The organism is Trichormus variabilis 0441 (assembly GCF_009856605.1).
GTDB lineage: Bacteria > Cyanobacteriota > Cyanobacteriia > Cyanobacteriales > Nostocaceae > Trichormus > Trichormus variabilis.
This window is the reverse complement of the sequence record NZ_CP047242.1, coordinates 3,134,656-3,156,441: the sequence shown is the minus strand read 5'-3', so window position 1 is coordinate 3,156,441 and position 21,786 is coordinate 3,134,656. Positions and strand designations below refer to the sequence as shown.

21 protein-coding genes are annotated in these 21,786 nt (G+C 42.4%); 14 read left to right on the top strand and 7 right to left on the bottom strand.

What is annotated here, in order from left to right:
* Nucleotides 1-35 precede the first annotated feature (35 nt).
* Both GSQ19_RS12890 and GSQ19_RS12885 read left to right on the top strand, forming a co-directional pair.
* Nucleotides 36-1,031 (top strand): UDP-N-acetylglucosamine--LPS N-acetylglucosamine transferase, encoded by a 996-nt coding sequence (locus tag GSQ19_RS12890; RefSeq protein ID WP_041456676.1) that lies wholly within the window; start codon nt 36-38, stop codon nt 1,029-1,031.
* Nucleotides 1,032-1,230: 199 nt separating this feature from the next.
* Nucleotides 1,231-2,421, top strand: a complete 1,191-nt coding sequence (locus GSQ19_RS12885) for an FtsW/RodA/SpoVE family cell cycle protein (RefSeq protein WP_011318338.1) — start codon at nt 1,231-1,233, stop codon at nt 2,419-2,421.
* Nucleotides 2,422-2,512: 91 nt separating this feature from the next.
* Here the strand turns inward: GSQ19_RS12885 and GSQ19_RS12880 are convergent, their stop codons facing one another.
* On the bottom strand, nt 2,513-4,126 hold the full coding sequence (locus GSQ19_RS12880) for a serine hydrolase domain-containing protein (RefSeq protein WP_011318337.1): 1,614 nt from the start codon (nt 4,124-4,126) through the stop codon (nt 2,513-2,515).
* A 314-nt stretch (nt 4,127-4,440) separates the two neighbouring features.
* On the opposite strand from GSQ19_RS12880, the gene bchI reads away from it, so the two are divergent.
* Both bchI and GSQ19_RS12870 read left to right on the top strand, forming a co-directional pair.
* Nucleotides 4,441-5,565 carry a magnesium chelatase ATPase subunit I gene (gene bchI / locus GSQ19_RS12875; RefSeq protein WP_011318336.1) on the top strand — a complete coding sequence of 375 codons (1,125 nt, stop codon included), beginning with the start codon at nt 4,441-4,443 and terminating at the stop codon, nt 5,563-5,565.
* Nucleotides 5,566-5,659: 94 nt separating this feature from the next.
* Entirely contained in the window at nt 5,660-5,956 is a 297-nt protein-coding gene (locus GSQ19_RS12870; RefSeq protein ID WP_011318335.1) for a hypothetical protein, read from the top strand.
* Between the two features lie 72 nt (nt 5,957-6,028).
* On the opposite strand, the gene GSQ19_RS12865 is transcribed toward GSQ19_RS12870, so the two are convergent.
* The gene (locus GSQ19_RS12865; protein ID WP_011318334.1) at nt 6,029-7,123 is read right to left on the bottom strand and encodes a nucleotidyltransferase domain-containing protein; all 1,095 of its coding nucleotides are present in this window, start codon (nt 7,121-7,123) and stop codon (nt 6,029-6,031) included.
* 773 nt (nt 7,124-7,896) lie between these two features.
* Here GSQ19_RS12865 and rplU point away from each other — a divergent pair.
* Together rplU and rpmA are read left to right on the top strand one after the other, a co-directional pair.
* The gene (gene rplU, locus GSQ19_RS12860) at nt 7,897-8,289 is read left to right on the top strand and encodes a 50S ribosomal protein L21 (protein WP_011318333.1); all 393 of its coding nucleotides are present in this window, start codon (nt 7,897-7,899) and stop codon (nt 8,287-8,289) included.
* Between the two features lie 27 nt (nt 8,290-8,316).
* A complete protein-coding gene (rpmA, locus tag GSQ19_RS12855; RefSeq protein WP_011318332.1) occupies nt 8,317-8,598 on the top strand; it encodes a 50S ribosomal protein L27 in 282 nt (93 codons plus the stop codon).
* 77 nt (nt 8,599-8,675) lie between these two features.
* Here the strand turns inward: rpmA and GSQ19_RS12850 are convergent, their stop codons facing one another.
* The gene (locus GSQ19_RS12850) at nt 8,676-9,125 is read right to left on the bottom strand and encodes a hypothetical protein (protein ID WP_041456083.1); all 450 of its coding nucleotides are present in this window, start codon (nt 9,123-9,125) and stop codon (nt 8,676-8,678) included.
* A 475-nt stretch (nt 9,126-9,600) separates the two neighbouring features.
* Here GSQ19_RS12850 and cruF point away from each other — a divergent pair, with 475 nt between their 5' ends.
* Both cruF and cruG read left to right on the top strand, forming a co-directional pair.
* Complete coding sequence (cruF, locus tag GSQ19_RS12845; protein ID WP_011318330.1) at nt 9,601-10,509, top strand: gamma-carotene 1'-hydroxylase CruF; 909 nt, start codon at nt 9,601-9,603, stop codon at nt 10,507-10,509.
* Between the two features lie 234 nt (nt 10,510-10,743).
* Nucleotides 10,744-11,934: a 2'-O-glycosyltransferase CruG gene (cruG, locus tag GSQ19_RS12840; protein WP_011318329.1), complete on the top strand. Its 1,191-nt coding sequence runs from the start codon at nt 10,744-10,746 to the stop codon at nt 11,932-11,934.
* 63 nt (nt 11,935-11,997) lie between these two features.
* On the opposite strand, the gene rnhA is transcribed toward cruG, so the two are convergent.
* The 3 genes from rnhA to GSQ19_RS12825 all read right to left on the bottom strand — a co-directional run bounded on the left by rnhA (nt 11,998) and on the right by GSQ19_RS12825 (nt 15,810).
* Nucleotides 11,998-12,906: a ribonuclease HI gene (rnhA, locus tag GSQ19_RS12835; protein ID WP_011318328.1), complete on the bottom strand. Its 909-nt coding sequence runs from the start codon at nt 12,904-12,906 to the stop codon at nt 11,998-12,000.
* Between the two features lie 56 nt (nt 12,907-12,962).
* Nucleotides 12,963-13,988, bottom strand: a complete 1,026-nt coding sequence (locus GSQ19_RS12830; protein ID WP_011318327.1) for an ABC transporter permease — start codon at nt 13,986-13,988, stop codon at nt 12,963-12,965.
* Between the two features lie 163 nt (nt 13,989-14,151).
* A complete protein-coding gene (locus tag GSQ19_RS12825) occupies nt 14,152-15,810 on the bottom strand; it encodes an ABC transporter substrate-binding protein (RefSeq protein ID WP_041456080.1) in 1,659 nt (552 codons plus the stop codon).
* A gap of 595 nt (nt 15,811-16,405) precedes the next feature.
* On the opposite strand from GSQ19_RS12825, the gene GSQ19_RS12820 reads away from it, so the two are divergent.
* Nucleotides 16,406-16,729, top strand: a complete 324-nt coding sequence (locus GSQ19_RS12820) for a hypothetical protein (protein WP_011318325.1) — start codon at nt 16,406-16,408, stop codon at nt 16,727-16,729.
* A gap of 36 nt (nt 16,730-16,765) precedes the next feature.
* Here GSQ19_RS12820 and GSQ19_RS12815 read toward each other — a convergent pair whose 3' ends face one another.
* Nucleotides 16,766-16,921, bottom strand: a complete 156-nt coding sequence (locus tag GSQ19_RS12815) for a hypothetical protein (RefSeq protein WP_153228359.1) — start codon at nt 16,919-16,921, stop codon at nt 16,766-16,768.
* A 255-nt stretch (nt 16,922-17,176) separates the two neighbouring features.
* Between GSQ19_RS12815 and psbB the strand changes: the two genes are divergently transcribed.
* From psbB to GSQ19_RS12790, 5 genes are all read left to right on the top strand, one after another.
* Nucleotides 17,177-18,706 (top strand): photosystem II chlorophyll-binding protein CP47, encoded by a 1,530-nt coding sequence (gene psbB / locus GSQ19_RS12810; protein WP_010994315.1) that lies wholly within the window; start codon nt 17,177-17,179, stop codon nt 18,704-18,706.
* Nucleotides 18,707-18,796: 90 nt separating this feature from the next.
* Nucleotides 18,797-18,904: a photosystem II reaction center protein T gene (locus tag GSQ19_RS12805; RefSeq protein WP_010994314.1), complete on the top strand. Its 108-nt coding sequence runs from the start codon at nt 18,797-18,799 to the stop codon at nt 18,902-18,904.
* A gap of 327 nt (nt 18,905-19,231) precedes the next feature.
* On the top strand, nt 19,232-20,263 hold the full coding sequence (locus GSQ19_RS12800; RefSeq protein WP_011318324.1) for a 30S ribosomal protein S1: 1,032 nt from the start codon (nt 19,232-19,234) through the stop codon (nt 20,261-20,263).
* A 91-nt stretch (nt 20,264-20,354) separates the two neighbouring features.
* On the top strand, nt 20,355-21,089 hold the full coding sequence (locus GSQ19_RS12795; protein WP_041456675.1) for an HAD family hydrolase: 735 nt from the start codon (nt 20,355-20,357) through the stop codon (nt 21,087-21,089).
* Nucleotides 21,090-21,181: 92 nt separating this feature from the next.
* A complete protein-coding gene (locus GSQ19_RS12790) occupies nt 21,182-21,763 on the top strand; it encodes a Uma2 family endonuclease (RefSeq protein WP_011318322.1) in 582 nt (193 codons plus the stop codon).
* Nucleotides 21,764-21,786 lie beyond the last annotated feature (23 nt).

Sequence of the window (21,786 nt, the reverse complement as noted above, 5' to 3'; positions counted from 1 at the left end):
AGTACGTAAGTCCTACATTGACGACTAACCAACAATTGACTAAAACTTGGCTAATTTACGCCTTGGGTGGCGGTTGGGGACATTTGACTCGTGCTTTGTCTTTGGGAAGAATTGCGGCAAAGCAACGAAACGTCAAAATTATTACAAATAGTCCCTATGTACAACAAATCAATCATGAAGGCTGCACACTGCATTGGATTCCCGATAGTGTAAGTTTTGCTGCAACTTGTCAACAAATAAGGGAAATTATCCTCAATACTAACCTTGACTGCTTAATTATCGACACATTTCCCAGAGGCTTGGGTGGAGAACTAGCCGACATTCTACCCCAGTTGCACACCACACCCAGGATTCTGATTCATCGAGATATAAATCCTCATTATGTAGCTACCAAAAACTTGCGATCGTTTGTCTTAGAGAACTTTCAGAGGGTAATTATACCTGGAGATGGCACAGATATAGCCTTTTCCGACTTACCAGGAGTAATGCACACAGCACCTTGGTTAATTCGTAACCCAGAAGAATTACCCGATAAGATGATAGTGCGATCGCATATCCTCAAAACCAACCCATCCCATAAAACTATCCTAGTTTGTGCAGCCGGACAAGCATCAGAACTATCTTTATTTGGTGAAATTACACTGCATCTACATCACAATTTTCCCGAATGTGCTGTCAGAATTTTAGCTCCTCATTGCCCCCATAACTGCCCAGAAAGCTTGTGGATATCCCATCATCCTGGCATTGAGTGTCTAGCGGCGGCTGATATAGTCATCGGCAGTGGGGGATATAACACGGTTTACGAATGTGCTGCCGTAGGTGTACCGTTGGTAGCGTTAGCCTTACCACGATTGTATGATCGCCAACAAAAAAGAGCTAGCAAAGGTTACTGGGTGCAGAATATCGAAGATGCCATTGTGACAGTGAGATTGATCCTACAGCAATTAAAACTAGGAAAGCCATCACCTATACCAACATATACCAATGGTGCAATTGCCGCCATGCGCCACATCATGAAATATGAGTTATAAGTTATAAGTGTTATTCCTAACTTCTAACATTTAATATCATGTCCGTTTAAACACTAATAATATCTGTGAAAGTTGGTAATTAGTTAAAGGTAGAAACCAGTTACCCATTAGCAATTACCTGTTACCAACAAAACCAACCATATTATTAAGTAACTATCCGCACTTGATATAATCCCTCACCTTTTACCTGTAATGAATCGTGAAGCTACGCAGCCTAATTCCATTTTTTGATGATTCCGTCTCCACCTGGGCATTAGAAGCGCGGTTGCTGCGCTGGTTAACATTTCTCTGGTTATTTTTTGGCTTAACCATACTCTTTTCAGCATCATACGTAGTGGCTGATGTCCGTCAAGGTGATGGATTGTATTACTTTAAGCGGCAAATCCTTTGGGTTTTAGCCTCACTTATTGGATTTAACATCATTGTCAATCGACCGTTACAGAAAATTCTGGGTATCTCTCATTGGCTACTAGGATTATTCTTACTATTAATTTTCGTTACCCTTGTCCCCGGATTAGGTAAAAAAGCTTTTGATGCAGCCCGTTGGATAGCTATCGGCCCCATTCCCATCCAACCCTCAGAACTCATTAAACCCTTTTTAGTACTGCAAAGTGCCAGATTATTTGGACAGTGGGAAAGGTTGAGTTGGCGAGTAAGACTCACCTGGCTAGGTATTTTTGGGTTAGTCATTTTAGGCATCCTCGCCCAGCCTAACTTAAGTACAGCCGCACTCTGCGGCATGACTATCTGGCTAATTGCCCTAGCTGCTGGCCTACCCTACAAATATTTAGCAGGAACAGCAATTGGTGGATTCTTATTAGCCCTACTCAGTATTAGCATCAAAGAGTATCAGCGCAGACGGGTAATGTCATTTCTCAACCCTTGGGCAGACGCGACAGGCGACGGCTATCAGTTAGTACAAAGTCTCTTAGCCGTAGGTTCTGGTAAAACCTGGGGTGCTGGATTTGGGATGTCACAACAAAAGCTATTCTATTTACCCATTCAGGATACCGATTTTATTTTTGCCGTATTCGCAGAAGAATTTGGCTTTGTTGGTAGCATAGTTCTGCTAATATTACTGGCTTTATTTGCTACGCTAGGTTTAGTAGTTGCACTGAAAGCAAAAAATCCCGTTCATCGCTTGGTAGCAATGGGTATCACCATTATTATGGTCGGACAATCATTGTTACATATTGGCGTAGCTACAGGAGCCTTACCCACAACAGGCTTACCCTTACCTATGTTCAGTTATGGTGGCAACTCCATGATTGCCAGCTTAATCGGTGCAGGGTTACTAATTCGCGTCGCCAGAGAAAGTAGCGAAGCCGAAGTAGTACCACTACGAAGACCGCAAATGGAGAAGAAGCGTCAACGTCGGCGGATGTTTTAACAGTAGTTCGTTGCTAGAAGCATTGATAGGGTTTGCATCGCCAGTTTGGTAAAAAGGATTGAAAAAACCCCCTGTTGTTGGGCGCGTCTTTTTATTTCACAAATTGAATGTTTCTGACACTTCCATATCCTGCGCTCATATTGAATCCAACAGCTTGATGAAAGTCATCACGGACAAACTGCAAAGTGATGTCCGTACCTTCCAGTAAATCTTTGTTAATTGGCTTGAGGGTTTCTCGAAGAGAATTTCTTCGATTTAGCAGCAACTCTCCGTCTTCTATAGTGATTCTGTAGGTGACATCTAACTCTTGGCAATAATACTCTCCTGTAAAATCCATCAACTGTTCAGAATCAGGAGGAGCAAAGTCCAACCGTTGGAAAACCTCCCGTGGTTTGCCATCCACACAAACGTAAAGATGAGAGGGTTCATCTAAACCTGACTCTTCAAATTCAACATCGGGATTAGAAGGAATATCCATTATGACAAAATGACTTGAACTCACAGGAGCAAGTGTAAAGCTCATTCCGGCAAATTCCACGATTAATTTTCCATCCTTTACCAATAACTCCCAAACGGTTCCTGTTTTTAGGTTTTGATAAAAGCCAGTCTTGCTCTCTAAATCAACCGATGGAATTTCTCTTATTTGGGTTTGGCGACTTACAGATTCTATGCTTTGCTCAGTAAAGTCATCAACTAAGTAAATATCTGCGACTTTTCTGGCAAGCTCTGGTGGTTCAGCGCTGCCCAAATTTGACAAGCAAATTACAGAGAATCTCTGTTTGGGGAATCGAAGCATCTGTGATCTGTAACCCATCCATCCGCCACTGTGACTGATGGTTTCTAATCCTCGGTAATGCCCTATAACTAAACCAAAGGCATAATCTATCACTTCGCCGCTATTCAATCTTCCAGGTGTAATGATTTCTTCGATCAGGTCTTGCCCATATCCTCCTAATTTGTTTTGGTAAAAATTCTGATCCCAGATACATAGATCCTCAACTGTGGTATAGATACCACCGTCACCCACTACATCAAGAATAGACATATCAATCCGAAAGCTACCTTCGTCCCTCACAGAGTAGCCAATCGCTCTATTCCTGACAATCCTTGTGAAATCATCGTGAAAGTGAGTTGTCTTCATCCCAAGGGGACTGAAAATATGCTTATCAGCAAAAACCGCAAGAGATTCTCCGGAGACACGTTTGACAATTTCTGCCAAAAGAAAATATCCTGAGTTGCTGTACAAATGCTCCTCTCCTGGCTTGAAGTTCAATTCTTTTTGACGAGCTATTAAACCAATGATTTCGTTATCAGGATAGTCATTCTCACATTGCATTCCTGCCAACCCCATCAGGGTTAGGTAATCACGAATGCCGCTTGTGTGGTGAATCAGATGCCGCACAGTAATGGGATACTCATATCTGGGTATCTCTGAAATGTAGATTTGGATCTCGTCATCTAAAGAAAGTTTCCCCTTTCGTGCAAGTAAAGCAATGCACATCGCTGTAAACTGCTTGGACGTTGAGGCAATATCAAAGACCGAATTTGGAAAAATCTTTATGTTGTGTTCTAAGTCAGCGATACCATAGCCGCGCTTATAGACAGTCTCACCATCTTTGGTGATGGCTAAAGCAAAACCAGGAGAGCCTGGTTTATCCCATTCGGAAAATAATTCATCGACTTTATTTGGTGATGGGAGTGTCATTATTGAAAGCTTAAAAGATGACTTATTTACTTATTATTGTACGAAGCGCTCAACGACCCGCTTCACCCGATGCTAGTGCGATCGCCTGATTTTGTAGCGACTATCTAGACTAAAATGTTGCATTAAAATTCACTTGTGGTGTGAGACAGACAACACCGGACGGGCTAGAAACCCATCCCAAAAGAGAAAGGTGGCGAGTTGCGTTGGCGTTAGCCTACCGCTTGCAGTATTGCGAATTGATTTAATCTCCCCCGAACCCCCAACTGTGGCACAATAAAGAACTGTAATAAGAAAAATATTGTTAAGGTAATTTAGTGACTCCAACTGCTCAAACCACGGCAAGCGCGCGTCGCGTGGTATTCCCATTTACGGCAATTGTGGGCCAGGAAGAGATGAAACTGGCGCTGCTGTTGAACGTGATTGATCCCAAAATCGGTGGTGTAATGATTATGGGCGATCGCGGCACAGGTAAATCCACAACTATCCGGGCCCTGGCCGACCTATTGCCAGAAATCCCTGTAGTTGCCAATGACCCCTTCAACAGTGACCCCAGCGACCCCGACTTGATGAGCGATGAAGTCCGGCAAAAATCAGGCGCAGGGGCAGAAATTCCCATAGAATTTAAGAAAGTCCAAATGGTAGACCTGCCCTTAGGCGCTACAGAAGACCGAGTGTGCGGTACTATCGACATCGAAAAAGCTTTATCTGAAGGTGTCAAAGCTTTTGAACCAGGACTCCTCGCTAAAGCAAACAGAGGTATTCTCTACGTCGATGAAGTCAACCTCCTAGATGACCACCTAGTAGACGTACTTCTCGACTCAGCCGCAAGTGGCTGGAACACCGTAGAACGTGAAGGTATTTCCATCCGCCACCCAGCCCGTTTTGTACTCGTCGGTTCAGGAAACCCAGAAGAAGGCGAACTCCGACCCCAATTGCTTGACCGCTTCGGAATGCACGCCGAAATCCACACCGTTAAAGAACCGGCTTTACGTGTGCAAATCGTGGAACAAAGGTCAGAATTTGACCAAAATCCCCCAACATTCCTAGAAAAGTACAACTCTGAGCAAACAGCACTACAAGAGAAAATTGTCAATGCCCAAAAGCTTTTGCCAGAAGTAAAACTAGATTATGACCTGCGGGTAAAAATTTCGGAAGTTTGTTCAGAACTAGATGTAGACGGTTTACGCGGTGACATCGTGACCAACCGCGCCGCCAAAGCCCTCACAGCTTATGAGGGACGCACAGAAGTTACAGTTGACGACATCCGTCGTGTAATTACATTATGTTTGCGTCACCGCTTGCGGAAAGACCCCCTAGAATCAATTGATTCTGGCTACAAAGTAGAGAAAGTGTTTGCCCGCATCTTTGGGGTAGAAATACTAGAAGAAGAATCTTCACAAAAAAACGGTACAGGTCAAATTAAGACAGGTGTCCGGTAATTATCATCAGTGAACAGTAATAATTAACAACTGTTCACTGATAAATTCAAATTCAGTACTCAGCATTCACTTGGTACTTGGCAACTCAGCACTGATGAGACATTGGAACTTTTGGTTAAACAGCTTTATTTTAGCTAGCCAATACAACCCACCCCGATTTGTAGAGTTAGTCATGCTGATGCTAGCGATCGCCATGTTAGCCATTGCCGTGATTTTACCAGACAAACCTTATTTAATACTGGGCTTAAGCTTCGTAGTGGGTGCATCCATTTCCATCTTAGTACGAGAAGCGATCGCCCCCTCACCCGAAAACAAAGTCACCCAACTCACAGCCTTACTCCTACTCTTCATCAGCCTTTATGGTTTCGCTGACTTACTCAAAACTCTTTAATTTAGTCAATAGTCAATAGCCATGAGTAATGACATCTGACAATTGTACAGACGCGATTAATCGCGTCTCTAATTACTCTCCCCACCCTTGCATTTCCACTAACTCCATACACAAACTATTAATTGCCTCTAAATCAGGTTTATGGGGTATAGTTGACTGTTCATAAGCCGCATCCATTTGAGCAACCAAATCATTAGCCATTTCCATCACCTGCTGATAAGAATACTCACCCTTGAGGATAGCTTTTAAATCCTCAACATCACCCGCAACTCTCCTATCTACAGTTATTTCTCCAGTCTTTAATATTTCCAAACCACTGCGTAACAAGCGAATGCAGTGCATCCCATGCTTGAGATCAAAGCCAGACTTCCTCTCCATCTCCGCCCTAGCCGGGTTACGATTTTCTTGCCAACTTAAATAAGCTTTCCATTCCCTCAAAGCTATTTGGTAATTTTGGCTTTTTTGTAACAACCGAATAAAATCTTTACGGCTATTAGTTAAATTTTGCGTATATTCTAAACTTTCATCAGGTAAAGTATACTGTTTTAGCACTCCTTTAAAATCAATATCAGCAGTTAATAACTTATATAATTGTTCTGCTTCCTCTAGAAATTCAATCCTACCTCTAATCAAAGTATAAAGATACTCCAAAAAAGCATTCAAATCATCCTTAATTAGTGGTGCTTCATCTTCTATGCCAAAATCAGATGGTAGTGGTTTCTTCTCTGGTGGATTTAATAACCACTTACGATGAGTCTCCATCTTTTTAATTTGAGCAAAAGCATAGCCTGAATAAGTATGTTTAACCTTTTTACTTAAAAATAATTTCCGATGATTGATTAAATGTTGTCCGACATCCCTTAATACAGGATACTCATTTAACCATAACAACTCCAAAACATTAGGATTAGCTCCCGACAACAACTGGAGTATTTTCCTTAATTCATATATAACCGTATCTTTATTCCCATCCAGCAAAGGAAATATTCCCGGCTCATCCCAGCCTGCATCCTTTTGTTCTATGTGGTCAAATCCCAAATAATATCTTTTAGGTGCAATAAACACCCCCCTAAAATCTAAATCAGAATCAGGACGATTTAATCCATACCCGTGGCTACCAGCCAAACCAACTAAAATAGTTCTTTTTTCAACTTCAATTCGTTTCATATCTATAAATTAAAATATTGTTATTATCTAGCAATAAGCTTTTAACTCTTTCAGATAGTTTTTCTGGATTTCCTGTTGACCCAATATAGCGTTTCCTAGTCTGCTGAGGTACAAATTTATCCGCGTACCGTGCGGGAAGACTTCATCAATATCCGTGTCCATATGGGTTTAATTATTGTCGTTAATGTTACTGTTATGGGCTGTACTATGGGCTTATGCCAATTCGTGATTAAGAAAATCACTTGCATCGAGCATTTACATAACTTCCCAATCCTTCATAGATAGGGCTTACGCACCCAGATTTTCTGTTGAGGCTGGGTGTAAGGGTGTAGGGGTGTAAGGGTTTCAAACATTTATACACGCCAGGTTGCTCAAGTCGGGAAACCCGCCCACGCAACTGGCTCCTCTACACCCCTACACCCTTCTCCAAACCCTTGATCTTTCGTTTTCATGCGTAAGTCCTAATAGAAAAGGGAAAATCTGAGCCAGGAGATCCTTTGCTCAGACTTGTTGGTGCTGTTCTGTGTCATTGTTTACTACATCAAGCACTTTTGAGATTTCGCAAATTTCGCCAAAATTAATTGATAAGTTCTTTATTTGAAAATTTTCCAGCTATATCCTCAAAAACTATAGATAAAAGATTGACCTAATGCTGGCTAATAACATACAATTTTAGATTGTCTGTCTAATTACCTGCTCGGATCAGGTAGACATACTACAAAAGCTGGTAAATCAAAATCAGCTACCTGTACGGCAATCTCAAGGACAATTTCATGGCTTACGCGATTATTGAGACTGGTGGCAAGCAAGTGCGAGTTGAGCCAGGTCGTTTTTACGATATTGAACTCCTCTCTGCCGAACCAGATGAAAAAGTTACAATAGAGTCTGTATTACTAGTGCAGAATGACGGTGAAGTCACCATTGGACAACCGTTAGTAGCTGGGGCAACAGTGCAAGGAACGGTGTTGCGGCATCTTAGAGGTCGCAAAGTCCTGGTTTATAAAATGAAGCCGAAAAAGAAAACCCGCAAAAAACGGGGGCATCGCCAGGAAATCACCAGACTTTTAATAGATTCCATCACTTTTAACGGCACAGTCTTAACAGCACCTACTGCAAGTGCGGAAACTGCTGATGCTACCCCAGATACAGAAACTGCTGCTGAATAATAGTAAAGAAGCAATAAAAAGGAAATTATGGCTCACAAGAAAGGAACAGGTAGTACACGCAACGGTCGTGATTCTAACGCCCAGCGTCTGGGTGTAAAGCGCTTTGGCGGACAAGCCGTTATTGCAGGTAACATTCTCGTGCGTCAACGTGGAACCAAGTTTCATGCTGGTAACAATGTTGGCATCGGTAAAGATGATACTTTGTTTGCCTTGGTTGATGGTGTAGTTACCTTTGAACGCAAAGGCAAATCCCGCAAGAAAGTTAGTGTTTACCCAGCAGCTGCCGCAGCAGAAGCAGTAGCAGGCTAAATTACCAAGGTGGGCATTATCCGCTCACCTTGTTTGTAGTTAATACTTTAGTTCTTAAATTGGGTCTGGAGTGCCTACTACAAACCTAACATTATCTTTTGGGTTAACAGCATATTTGTAAATGCGCCTAACCCTACCCCTGCAATTGAAACAATCAATGTAGCTATAAAAGCTTGCCATTCTGTAAACCCATCTGATTGGAAGTCGATTCTTGCTAAGAGGGCGGCAGAAATGACAAGCAGTGTATCAAGAAACACGCGAAACCAAGCTATCATTATAAAAAATAAGAAAGCTCCGGCTACAGCAACGAAAAAACTCCTAATACTGGAAGCAAGTAAAACACTAGAGTAATCAGCTATCTTGGGATAAGGGGCAGTGATGCTTCCTATCAAGAAAAATATTGCTAATACAAGAATACCCCAGACAGCCCAAGGTGCTTTCATGTCGGACAATACCCAACCCAAAGTGCTGTAGCTCAAAAGTAGTAACGTTAGGGCTGTCCAAGGGAGTTTATTCAAAATTGACATGGGTGGGTATCGCTATTAGCAGAGCAATCTACATTTGTAATACTTAATTAGAATTATACCTATGGTAGGCATTGCCCACCATGCACATACTTAAGTTTGTTTAATAATCAAATCGGATTCCCATACATTTGTAATACTTACTTAGGCGAGGTTCATCCGAGACTCAAAAATCTCTTTCCTAATTAAGGCAAGTTTTGTTACGGTTGTCTGATTTCAAAATACGACAAGAAGCACACTGTACTTAGAAACCAGCAAAAAACCTAATTTGCTTGGATGGATTTTGACTGCGATCGCTTAGACTATTAGTTTATCATCCTATTTTTTCTATATGCAATCAATAGGTTGTCAGTCTCTGACAAAAGTTTAAACAACTTTCGCAGAGATTACGGTAAAAACTAGTTAAATATTTTAGTAAACATTTGTAAACTATTAGCAGCCGAGTAGCGAAGTATCACATCGTGTTCAAGGAATGACCATGAAACAAATTGTTATTGCAGAGCGGATATGCCTTATTGGTCATATCGTCTCGATGTTTTTTGGACTAGTAGGGATACTACTAGTTGTACCTAATGCCGAGGTGCTGTTCCATCTATCTGAGTTTGGACAGACAGCCATGCAGTGGAGTATGGCTGGTGGTGGTGTAGTTTACATGATTTTGGGGGCAGCGGCCGTATTTTTATATGCCCTGCGAACATTAGGGTTAGGTCGTACCTTGGGTTTTATGCTACCTGCTGTACTCATCTCCTTAACTAGTGAACTGTTAGGAACCAGCACAGGGTTTCCTTTTGGTCACTACAGTTATTTAAGTGGCTTGGGCTATAAAATTGCTGGTTTAGTACCGTTCACAATTCCCTTGTCATGGTTTTATGTAGGATGTTCCTCATACCTGTTGGGGCGTGCTGGTTTAGAAGTAGATAAAAAACCCACTTTGTTACGCCATATCGGTGCTATTAGCTTGGGTTCATTACTACTCACCTCATGGGATTTTGTACTTGACCCTGCCATGAGCCAAACTTCACTACCTTTCTGGTATTGGCAACAACCAGGCCCTTTCTTTGGAATGCCCTATCAGAACTTTGCTGGTTGGTTAGGTACAGGTGCAGTATTCATGACAGTGGCTGCTGTATTGTGGAGAAATAATCCGATCAAATTTGAGCGATCGCAGCTTAATGTACCTTTAATAGTTTATTTAGGTAACTTTGGTTTTGCTACCGTTATGAGCTTGGCAGCAGGCTTCTCTATCCCTGTATTGTTAGGCGTAGTGTTAGGTGTAGCCCCAGCGCTAGCTTTATGGTGGAAAGGCTCATCTGCATCAAACCTGATCAGCGTAGAAACATCTACGACAGAAGTCTCCATAGCCAGCAGCATTAAAGCTGTGAATTAGGTACTGGGGACTGGTGAGTCAGCGCGGTCTTGGGGGTTTCCCCCATAAGCGACTGACGAACCCCGAAGGGGGGACTGGGGATTGGGGACTGGAGTTTGGGGACTGGGGACTGGAGAAAGCCCCGCTATCGCTCTCAGGACTCATTACTCAGCACTCAGCACTCCTTGATACCTAATTCAAAATTAAAAACATTTTTGTTTATAGTAGCGATTCCAGTTGCAAAGTATTTTTATCGTGGATAACGCTTTGACAGCAGCAAGCGCCTTGGCGCTTCTGTTACTAATCATCCAAGTGCCAGCAACAGCAATTCTGCTGTCTCGTCTATTTAAGGGGCCAAGAAGGTTACCCCCAATTCAACCCCAACAACCCACACCAGAACTGTTGGGCAATGTGAGCGTTGTTGTTCCCACACTGAATGAAGCCCTGCGTATCAGTCCTTTGTTAGCTGGTTTGAGTCGCCAGAGTTACGAAGTTCGGGAAGTAATTGTTGTAGACAGTAAATCCCAAGATGGCACTCCCGACTTAGTAAAAGCTGCACAGCAGCAAGACCCGCGCTTTCGCCTCATCAATGATGATCCTTTGCCCTCTAATTGGGTAGGAAGACCTTGGGCATTGCATAACGGCTTTTTGTATAGCTCAGAAGATAGTCAGTGGTTCTTGGGCATGGATGCTGACACTCAACCCCATCCTGGTTTAGTTGCTAGTTTAGTGAAAATAGCCCAGGCCCAGGAATACGACTTAGTATCCCTATCACCCCAGTTTATTCTTCAGTATCCGGGTGAGTGCTTGTTGCAACCCGCCTTGCTGATGACTCTTCTTTACCGATTTGACCCCGCAGGCATTACCACAGACCAACCGGAAAGAGTAATGGCAAACGGACAATGTTTTTTATGCCGTCGCTCTGTATTAGCTGCTGTGGGTGGTTATAGTAGCGCCAGTAGCTCTTTTTGTGACGATGTTACCCTGGCACGTCATATTGCAGCCCAAGGCTTTAAGGTGGGCTTTTTAGACGGGGCTAAGGTATTGAAAGTGAGAATGTATGAAGGGGCATTAGAAACATGGAAGGAATGGGGACGCAGCCTTGATTTAAAAGATGCCTCTCCCCGCACCCAAATTTGGGGAGATTTATGGTTACTATCGGCAGTACAAGGCTTACCTTTATTGATTGTAACTGGTTACTTGCTGATTGGTTCCTGGCAACTACTGTTGCCTGTCAAGTTGTTGTTGGGACTGAATGTATTTTTACTGGTGATTCGCTTTGCCATGCTATTAGCGATCGCTCCTTCCTACGACCGTCAAAACGCTAAAGCTGGCTGGCTGTTTTGGTTATCACCCTTGGCCGATGCTTTAGCCGTTCTGCGAATCTTCTTATCTGCTTTTCGCACTCCCAGGGAATGGAGAGGTAGAACTTATAGCAAGGAGTAGTGAGTGTTGAGTAGAGAGCAATAATTTCTGCCTCCGGTTTCCTAAGACCCTACCCCCAATTACTCATTCATCTTCACCCCCTAAGCGATCGCCTCGCTCTAATTCCCAGAGAATTTGATTACCCTCACGGCGTACCCGTGAAACAATCCAGTTGCGCCAACGCCACTGATCTCCCCTACTAGTAACAGCACTGGCGTGGACATCCATTAAGTCTGCCAACTCAGAACTGGTGATTAAATAACCCTTCGCCGCAATTTCGTCTGCAATATGCAGAGTTTCTACTAAGTTGCGGAGTTGTTCCACCCGCTTTTCCGGCGGGTTTTCCTCGATTGTAGCCGCAACGTGTGCGGTAGATGGTTCCATAGTGTTGATATTTGACGCAGAAGTACTGATTTCTTGTGTCGTTTTGTGAACTATTGTAGAGGTTGTAACATGATCAGGTACTTTAACTACATTTATTTTACTGATGTCAGGTAAAGATTTATGAGCATGACGGGTGGATAACTGTTGTAGAGAGGGCATTCTACCAGTTGCAAAACAGCGAGCAATCACATCACAACGTTCGTTACCGATGTTGCCAGAATGACCGCGAACATGATGCCAATTTACCTTACGGCTATTTAATTCATCTAAAGTTTCTAGAAGGTCTTGATTCTGAACTGGGTTGCCATCAGATTTTTTCCAGCCCTTTTTTTTCCAACCTTTTACCCATTTGGTAACGCAGTTAATTAGATACTCACTATCGGTATAGAGGGTAATGGGTTCAGTTTGTCCAGAGTCGTGGAGAAATTTGAGAGCGGCGATCGCTGCCTGCATCTCCATCTTATTATTGGTGGTATGCTTGGCAGCATCGCCCATTTCGTGAACTGAACCATCACTAAAATATACAACTACACCCCAGCCACCAGGACCAGGATTGCCAGTGCAAGCACCATCAGTGTATATACTTTCAATTATCGGTTGGGTAGACATAGTAAAAATATCAAAGCACAGAGCGAATAGGTATTAGCCATGAATTGCTAATTTCCTTAATAACGAATACGTGGGTCAACGTAAGCATTGAGAATATCGATTAAAATACTTGCTGACACCACGATCGCCCCAAAAAATACCAGCACACCTTGGACTGTGGGATAATCGCGATCGGAGATTGCCTGATATAACCGATTTGCCAAACCAGGCCAGGAAAATGTCACTTCAGTTAAAATCGCTCCACCTAGCAGGGAAGCAAAGGTTAATCCTAAAACAGTAATTACCGGAATGAGGGCATTTTTTAAGGCGTGCGACACTAAAATTTTATTTTCTGCAATTCCTCTAGCTCTAGCTGCTTCTACATAATCGGCTCTTAGAGTTTGCTTTAAATTAACTCTGACGATGCGCTCAAAAATTCCACTCAGCAAAATTCCTAAGGTGAGACAAGGAAGTGCTAAATGATGCAACGATGTGAAAAACTGCGTCAAGTTACCACTGAGCAAACTATCAACTGTATATAAACCCGTGAATGTAGGCGGGGGTGGAAGATTGGGTGGAAAACGATTGGAATTGGGAAACCAACCCAACTGCACTGAAAAAATTAACTGTAGCAGCATTCCCGCCCAAAACATGGGGAGTGCATAAGTAATAATCCCAAATAAACGTCCGCCAATGTCAAATGAAGTTCCGGGACGAGAAGCGGAAAGCGTCCCTACCAAAATTCCCACAATTAGAGCCACCGCCATACTAAACACAGCTAACTCTACTGTCGCCGGAAAATATTGTCCAATGATATTCCAGACGTGCTGTCCTCGACTGGTCAAAGATGTCCCTAAATCAAAATGCAGTAAATCACCCAAATAATTTAGGTACTGTATAAATAAAGGTCGGTTTAAACCCAGTTGTTCTCGATATTGCTCTTTAACACTTTCTGAAGCACGCCCACCAAGAATCGCATCTACCGGGTCGCCTGGTGTAGCTCTAAGTAACAAAAATACAATCGTAATAATAGTTAGCAGTTGCAGGGGCGCGAACAGTAACCGAGAGACAATGTAGTATTGTAGGGCTTTGGAGCGAGACATAAATGTTTAGTCATTGGTCATTGGTCATCGGTCGTTGGTCATCGGTCATCGGTCATTGGTCATCGGTCAAAAATCAATAGTCGTTAGTGATTAGTCAGTTATTTAGATTACGGACTAATCACTAATGACTATGGACTGTTTACTATGGACTGTTGACTATGAACTATTGACCTTTGACTATCGACTTATAAACGAGAATTTGCGATGGGTCAAGTTGTACACTGCTGACACCTTTTTGAGCAAACACATAGTCTTTGCTTTGCCATAAAGGAATGTAAGGAATATCAGTTGATAATTGAGTTTGAATTTCTGTAAATATTTTCTGACGGGTTGCGGGATTTTGCTCTTGACGTTGCTGGTCGATTAATTTGTTGACAGCTTCGTTATAGTAAAAAGAACCTTGAGTTTGGCTACCGCCCTCTTCACATCCTTTAACAACTGACCCTTTCTGACAAGCTAAGAATGGCTGTACATAATTATCTGGGTCTAAAAAGTCGGGATACCAATCAACTAAAGCTGCTGGATATACACCCTTTGAGATGTCCTTATAAAAGGTAGCACCTTCAACGGTACTAACTTCAAACTGAAGTATACCACCAAGGTTTTGCTCGGCGATCGCTTTTAAGGTCTGGGCTGCCAAACTGCGAGTGGCGGAACTAGCGGGATACCAAATCTGTACTTTTGCTGGATTTTCAGGAGAAAACCCCGCCGCAGTTAGCAATTGTTTAGCTTTATCAAAGTTTGCATCACCATACTTTTCTTTAAAGATTGGTTGGGACACATCAAAAGTGGTAGGAATTAAGCTATAAAGTGGTTCAGCTTGACCAAATAAAGCTCTTTGATTTAAAAGTTGACGGTCAATAATTGTCGCTACTGCTTGTCTGACTTCTAGTTTATCTAAAGGCTCTTGATTGCGATTCAAAGCCATAAAAGTAACAACACTACCTTGAGATGTTATCCCTTGCCAATCTCCTTTTTTAGCACCTGCTTCTAAGCTTTTAATTTGGTCTGGTTGTAGAGACTGATAAGCTACATCTACCGCACCAGTACGGAAAGCATTAAATAGATTTACCGGACTAGTTTGAATCTGTACATTAATGCCTTGATTCTTGGGTTTTTCTCCCCAATATTTATCAAATACATCGAAGCGTAGTGAATCTGTACCATATTGCGCCAATTTGTAAGGGCCAGTCCCTACAAAAGTATCTGGTTTAAACTTTCCTGCACCTAGTTCATAAGCTGTAGGTGAAACTGCACAAACTCCAGAAAATGCTAACAGTGAAGGAAACGCTGCAAAGGGTTTTTTTAGTTGAATTGTTAGCTCATAATCGCCTGTAGCTTTCACCGAAGCTATGGTATCAGCTAGTAAGAACGAGGGTTTGCCTTTATTTTCAATAAAGCGCTGGATACTAAATTCCATTGCTTTAGCATTGAAAGCAGTACCATCGTGAAAAAGCACTCCCTGACGTAAGAGTATGGTATAAGTCAAACCATCCTGGCTAACTTTTGGTAGTGCTGTAGCCAATTGTGGCTGAATTACTGTACTACCTGGTTCATAAGTATAGAGGCGATCGCTCATATTAAACACTAACCCCAAAGAGGCTAATTCATACGCATCAGCCGGATCTAGGGTTCGTGGTTTGAGTGTCGTCCCCACTGTAATTCGACCATCCCCTGAGGGACTATTAGTAGCACTTGATGTTGGTGTAGTTGTTTGTTGGCGAGGAGTGCAACTGATAACCAAAACTAAACAGAGACAGAATAAAGAGAAGAATTTTGTCATCCGTCCCCACTGTCTACCAGACAAAGCAAACCAGTTCATAGTGTCCCAAATTTTTGCAATTAGCGGTCAGCAATTATACTATATAAATTATCTTTTATACCTTATTTCTCAAAAATGAACTACGCGATCGCTTTGGAGAAATTTAAAACCCCTACACCCTCACACCCAGTCTCAACGGACAATCATAGATGTGTAAGTCCTAATATATATTATTTAATTTTATTTAAATTTAATTGAGCTAATTCATATTCAGTAACGACGAAACAATTTTTATCTATTCAAGTTTTTTATTATTGAGTAAAATTGTTATAGCTTCATAGCCTGTCAGGGAAGGTATTTTGTGAAACAATTTGAGTGATTACGGTATATTGAATCAACGATTTGCCTATTGTCACTTAATTGCCAAACACGCCAATAACTACTACCGAATCCTAACTCAAAGAGAAATTACCGGTTGGGCATTGTGTAAGATTACAGTTTCTCTTCCAGAGTAAGGTTTATCTAAATACAAGTGTTATCAGCAATTAGTCGAATCGTTTTGACTAATTGAATTCTATGTTTATACGTCATCCACTTGTGATGATTGCAAAATTATCAACAGCAGATTAAAAGTTGCAAAAGTGAGAATAAAACAGTGAAATATTTTTTTCTTTCCGAAGGATGGACTATTGGCAGAGTTTGGGGATCTGATGGATTGTGGCAGATCACTGCATGGCGCAGATCACCAGAAATTCAGCGATTAAATATTTGTTTGGTAGAAAACAACGAATTAATGTGGCTTTATCGCATTGAAGAAGCCGTAATTACCGTAGAAGTAAAGCCAACCACATCTGTCTTAGTTAACCAAACCATCGGGCAAGTAGTTCTCAAACGACTAATGACCGCCGAACAAGTAATTGAACGCCTGGGTACAGGTGAGGCAAAGTGCCAGTTACAAAATATTCAATCAGTCGTCTAGTAGATGCAAAGAGGGGTTAGGGACTGAGATTATTACTCAAGGCTTAGGACTATTCTCTCTTTGTAAAGATTTATAAACATACTTAGGATAACTTGTAACGGCGATTTGTGGGAAGATAAAGCCTAGTAGGGAAGCGATACCCACGGTGAACTCTGCTAACGCATCAATGGACACGCTTGCAAACGGTTCCATCAATAGTTACACTTTTTAAAACATTCTCATTTTTACTTGGCGATCGCCACCCTCTAGGGACACAATCCCAAAACGGTTGAAAATCGCCAAATAATCCACTCTCTGAACTTAATAATAAAATTCAGGTGTGGTAAAGGATCAGACTCTGGCAATAAAAAAAATTTCAGAGAAGTCCGAGGTGAGGCTTCCAACCTTGGAACCTTAACTAAAGAAAATTGTTTTGTAAACATAACTCATCGAGGAGGAGCGTAGTCGATGGGACTACCCTGGTACCGAGTACATACAGTAGTTCTGAATGACCCAGGGCGACTGATTTCTGTACACTTGATGCACACAGCCCTGGTGGCAGGTTGGGCTGGTTCGATGGCACTATACGAACTAGCTATTTATGACCCCAGCGATCCGGTTCTCAACCCGATGTGGCGGCAAGGGATGTTCGTGCTACCCTTCATGGCACGGTTAGGAGTTACCCAATCTTGGGGCGGTTGGAGCGTTACTGGTGGTACAGCAACTGACCCTGGCTTCTGGTCATTTGAAGGGGTTGCCGCAGCCCACATCGTGCTTTCTGGTTTATTATTCCTAGCTGCCGTTTGGCACTGGGTTTACTGGGATTTGGAACTCTTTAGAGATCCTCGTACCGGTGAACCTGCGCTAGATTTGCCAAAAATGTTTGGCATTCACCTGTTCTTATCCGGTTTACTCTGTTTCGGCTTTGGTGCTTTCCACCTCACAGGCTTATTCGGCCCTGGAATGTGGATTTCTGACCCCTATGGAGTCACAGGTAGCGTCCAGCCAGTAGCGCCCGAATGGGGTCCAGATGGGTTTAACCCATTTAACCCTGGTGGCGTAGTAGCTCACCACATTGCGGCTGGGATTGTCGGTATCATTGCTGGTTTATTCCACCTCACTGTCAGACCCCCCGAAAGGCTTTACAAAGCTTTACGGATGGGTAACATTGAAACCGTACTTTCCAGCAGTATCGCCGCAGTATTCTTCGCAGCTTTCGTAGTTGCAGGAACCATGTGGTACGGCAACGCTACTACACCCATCGAACTGTTTGGACCCACACGCTATCAATGGGATCAAGGCTACTTCCATCAAGAAATTGAGCGCCGTGTACAATCAAGCGTAGCTCAAGGTGCAAGTCTTTCCGAAGCTTGGTCACAGATTCCCGAAAAACTAGCTTTCTATGATTACGTCGGTAACAGCCCCGCTAAAGGTGGTTTGTTCCGTACAGGGCCAATGGTTAAGGGTGATGGTATTGCCCAATCTTGGCAAGGTCACGGAGTATTCAAAGATGCTGAAGGCCGGGAATTGACAGTACGTCGTCTGCCCAACTTCTTTGAAACCTTCCCAGTAATCTTGACAGATGCTGATGGTGTTGTCCGCGCTGACATCCCCTTCCGTCGAGCAGAATCCAAGTATAGCTTTGAACAATCAGGCGTAACAGTTAGCTTCTACGGTGGCGATTTGGACGGTAAAACCTTTACTGATCCCGCCGATGTGAAGAAATACGCCCGTAAAGCTCAAGGTGGAGAAATATTTGAATTCGACCGCGAAACCTTAAACTCTGACGGTGTATTCCGTACATCCCCCAGAGGTTGGTTTACCTTTGGTCACGCTGTATTTGCTTTGTTATTCTTCTTTGGCCACCTCTGGCACGGCGCTCGGACAATATACCGAGACGTATTCGCCGGTGTGGAAGCCGATCTAGAAGAACAAGTAGAGTGGGGTCTATTCCAGAAAGTGGGTGACAAATCAACCCGCGTCCGGAAGGAAGCTTAATTTTAGGGACTGGGGACTGGGGACTGGGAAATATACCGAGTACCTAGTACCCAGTACCCAATACCCAATACCTCAGCAGGAGTTTTTAATATGGAAAGCGTTGCTTACATTCTAATTTTGACCCTAGCAATAGGCGTTCTCTTTTTTGCGATCGCATTCCGCGAACCACCCCGCATTGAAAAAAAAGAAGAGAAATAAGGCAGCTAATGCCCACTTTCTCAGTCAAATGAAGAAAATATCCGTTGTTTTTCTCAAGAAAAGCAACGGATATTTTCGATGAATACATCCCTATCTCTAAGCCATAGAAAACTGAGAAAAATTCATTTACATGGCTAATTACTTAACAACTATTCTATATTTATTTGTGATATAATCTTCTTTCTGGAAGTTAATTATGTGTGAACACTAGCTTTTCTGCGCTAGGATTAGACAGAGATATAGTGTACACTACCAACTCAGGCAGTTGCATACACATGGCTATTATGGCATAACCATTACGGAGACTAGAACCAGGAACACAACAGCATGGTCAATCAGAATTTAACCGCTACAGAAATTGGATTCACTCACGAAGATTTCGCTGCCCTACTTGACAAATACGACTATCACTTTAGCCCAGGAGATGTCGTACCAGGTACAGTTTTTAGTATAGAACCGCGCGGCGCTCTGATTGACATAGGTGCTAAAACAGCAGCTTATATACCTATACAAGAAATGTCTATAAACCGGGTCGATGCCCCGGAAGAAGTTTTACAATCAAACGAAACAAGAGAATTTTTCATCCTCACCGATGAAAACGAAGATGGACAGTTAACCCTTTCCATCCGCAGAATTGAGTATATGCGTGCTTGGGAGCGAGTACGCCAGTTACAAGCAGAAGATGCTACAGTGCGCTCTGGTGTATTTGCCACCAATCGTGGGGGGGCGTTGGTCAGAATTGAAGGACTACGGGGCTTTATTCCTGGTTCTCACATCAGCACCCGCAAACCCAAAGAAGAATTAGTAGGCGAAGAACTGCCTTTAAAATTCCTAGAAGTAGACGAAGAACGTAACCGCTTAGTTCTCTCTCACCGTCGTGCGTTAGTTGAACGCAAGATGAACCGCCTAGAAGTGGGCGAAGTCGTCATCGGTACAGTACGTGGTATCAAACCCTACGGTGCATTCATCGACATCGGTGGTGTTAGCGGCTTGCTGCACATCTCGGAAATTTCTCACGAGCATATCGATACACCTCACAGTGTATTTAACGTCAATGATGAAGTGAAAGTGATGATCATTGACTTGGATGCAGAAAGAGGTAGAATATCTCTCTCTACTAAACAGCTGGAACCAGAACCCGGTGACATGATTAAAAACCGTGATTTGGTTTACGATAAAGCCGAAGAAATGGCAGCTAAGTATAGAGAACAACTGCTGGCTAAACAACAAGGTATCGCCTTACCCGCAGAAGGCGCAGAAGATTTGATTGAGGAAGAAATTCCCTCTGCAACTGAAGATGCTGTAGCTGAAGAAGAAATTTCAGCAGTTGAGGAAATCCCAGCAGCTATTGAAGACTAATACAGTTGTAGTTTCATTAACAACATCAAGAAATTTTTAAAAGAGGGATTTTCCCTCTTTTTTATTTTGACTTTTTATGGGGCTTAATTTTGTGACTACTATTAAATGTAGAGATATCGCATTTACTAATATTCAAGCGATTTTATTTGATAAAAACGGTACGCTAGAAAATTCAGAAGTCTATTTGCGATCGCTTGGACAAAAAGCAGCGAGAATTATAGATGCCCAAGTACCAGGAATTGGGGAACCTTTATTAATGGCCTTTGGTATTAACGGCGATACACTCGACCCAGCCGGTTTAATGTCGGTAGCCAGTCGCCGCGAAACAGAAATAGCCACAGCCGCCTATATTGCCGAAACTGGGAAAGGATGGTTTGAGTCATTAAAAATAGCGCGTCAAGCCTTAGATGATGCCGAAAAATATATTGGTGTAACTCCTGCACCTCTTTTCACTGGTGCATTAGAAGTATTGCAATCTCTCTCACAAGCCGGACTAAAACTTGGCATTGTTTCAGCAGCAACAACATCAGAAGTAAAAAACTTTGTCGCACAACATAACTTAAGTAGTTATATCCAAGCCCAAGTAGGTGTAGATAACGGCCCCAGTAAGCCAGACCCCATATTATTTTTACAAGCTTGCCAAGCTTTAGGAGTAGAACCAGAAGCCACATTAATGGTAGGTGATGCTGTAGGTGATATGCAAATGGCTCGTAACGCTCAAGCCGCAGGTTGTATTGGTATTACTTGGGTGAATAAACCAGATAATGTCCAAGGTGCGGATGTAGTGATTAATCGGCTAGATGAAATTCAAATTTTAGAAAGCTAAAGGTTAGCAAATAAAGAGTTTAGCAATAAGCCATAATGACAAATTACGAATTAAGTTAAACTTGCATTGAGACTCATCATGGAGAAACCCTGATGCTACAAGTAAAACATCGCTTTCAAAGCTTTGACGAGTACCTATCTTATGATGATGGCACGGATAAACTCTATGAGTTGTTCAATGGAGAATTAATCGAAATGCCTCCAGAATCGGGAACTAATGTTCAAATTGCAAATCGCCTTTTCCTCATTTTTGCATTGCTTGTAGGAATTGATCGAGTTCGCGGACATGGTTTAGAACTGGAGGTGAGAGGAGAACCCAGAAACCGTTATCCTGACCTAACCATTATTCGAGAAGAGCATATTCAGCAGTTAGCCAAGCGCAATACTATTCGTCTATCAATGCTACCTCCACTATTAGTAATTGAAGTGGTTAGCCCTGGAGAATTGCAACGAGATAGAGATTTTATTGCCAAGCGATCGCAGTATCAAGATTGTGGTATTCCTGAATATTGGATTATTGACCCTGAAACTAAAACTTTATTAGTCTTAGAACTTACTGGTAAGACATACACGGAGATAGGTAACTTTTCTGGTGATGATTTAGTTGTATCTCCACAATTTAATCAACTAAATCTCAAAGTATCGCAAATATTGGAATCAGTAAATCCAGCTTAAACAATCAGCTTTAAGTTTATTTT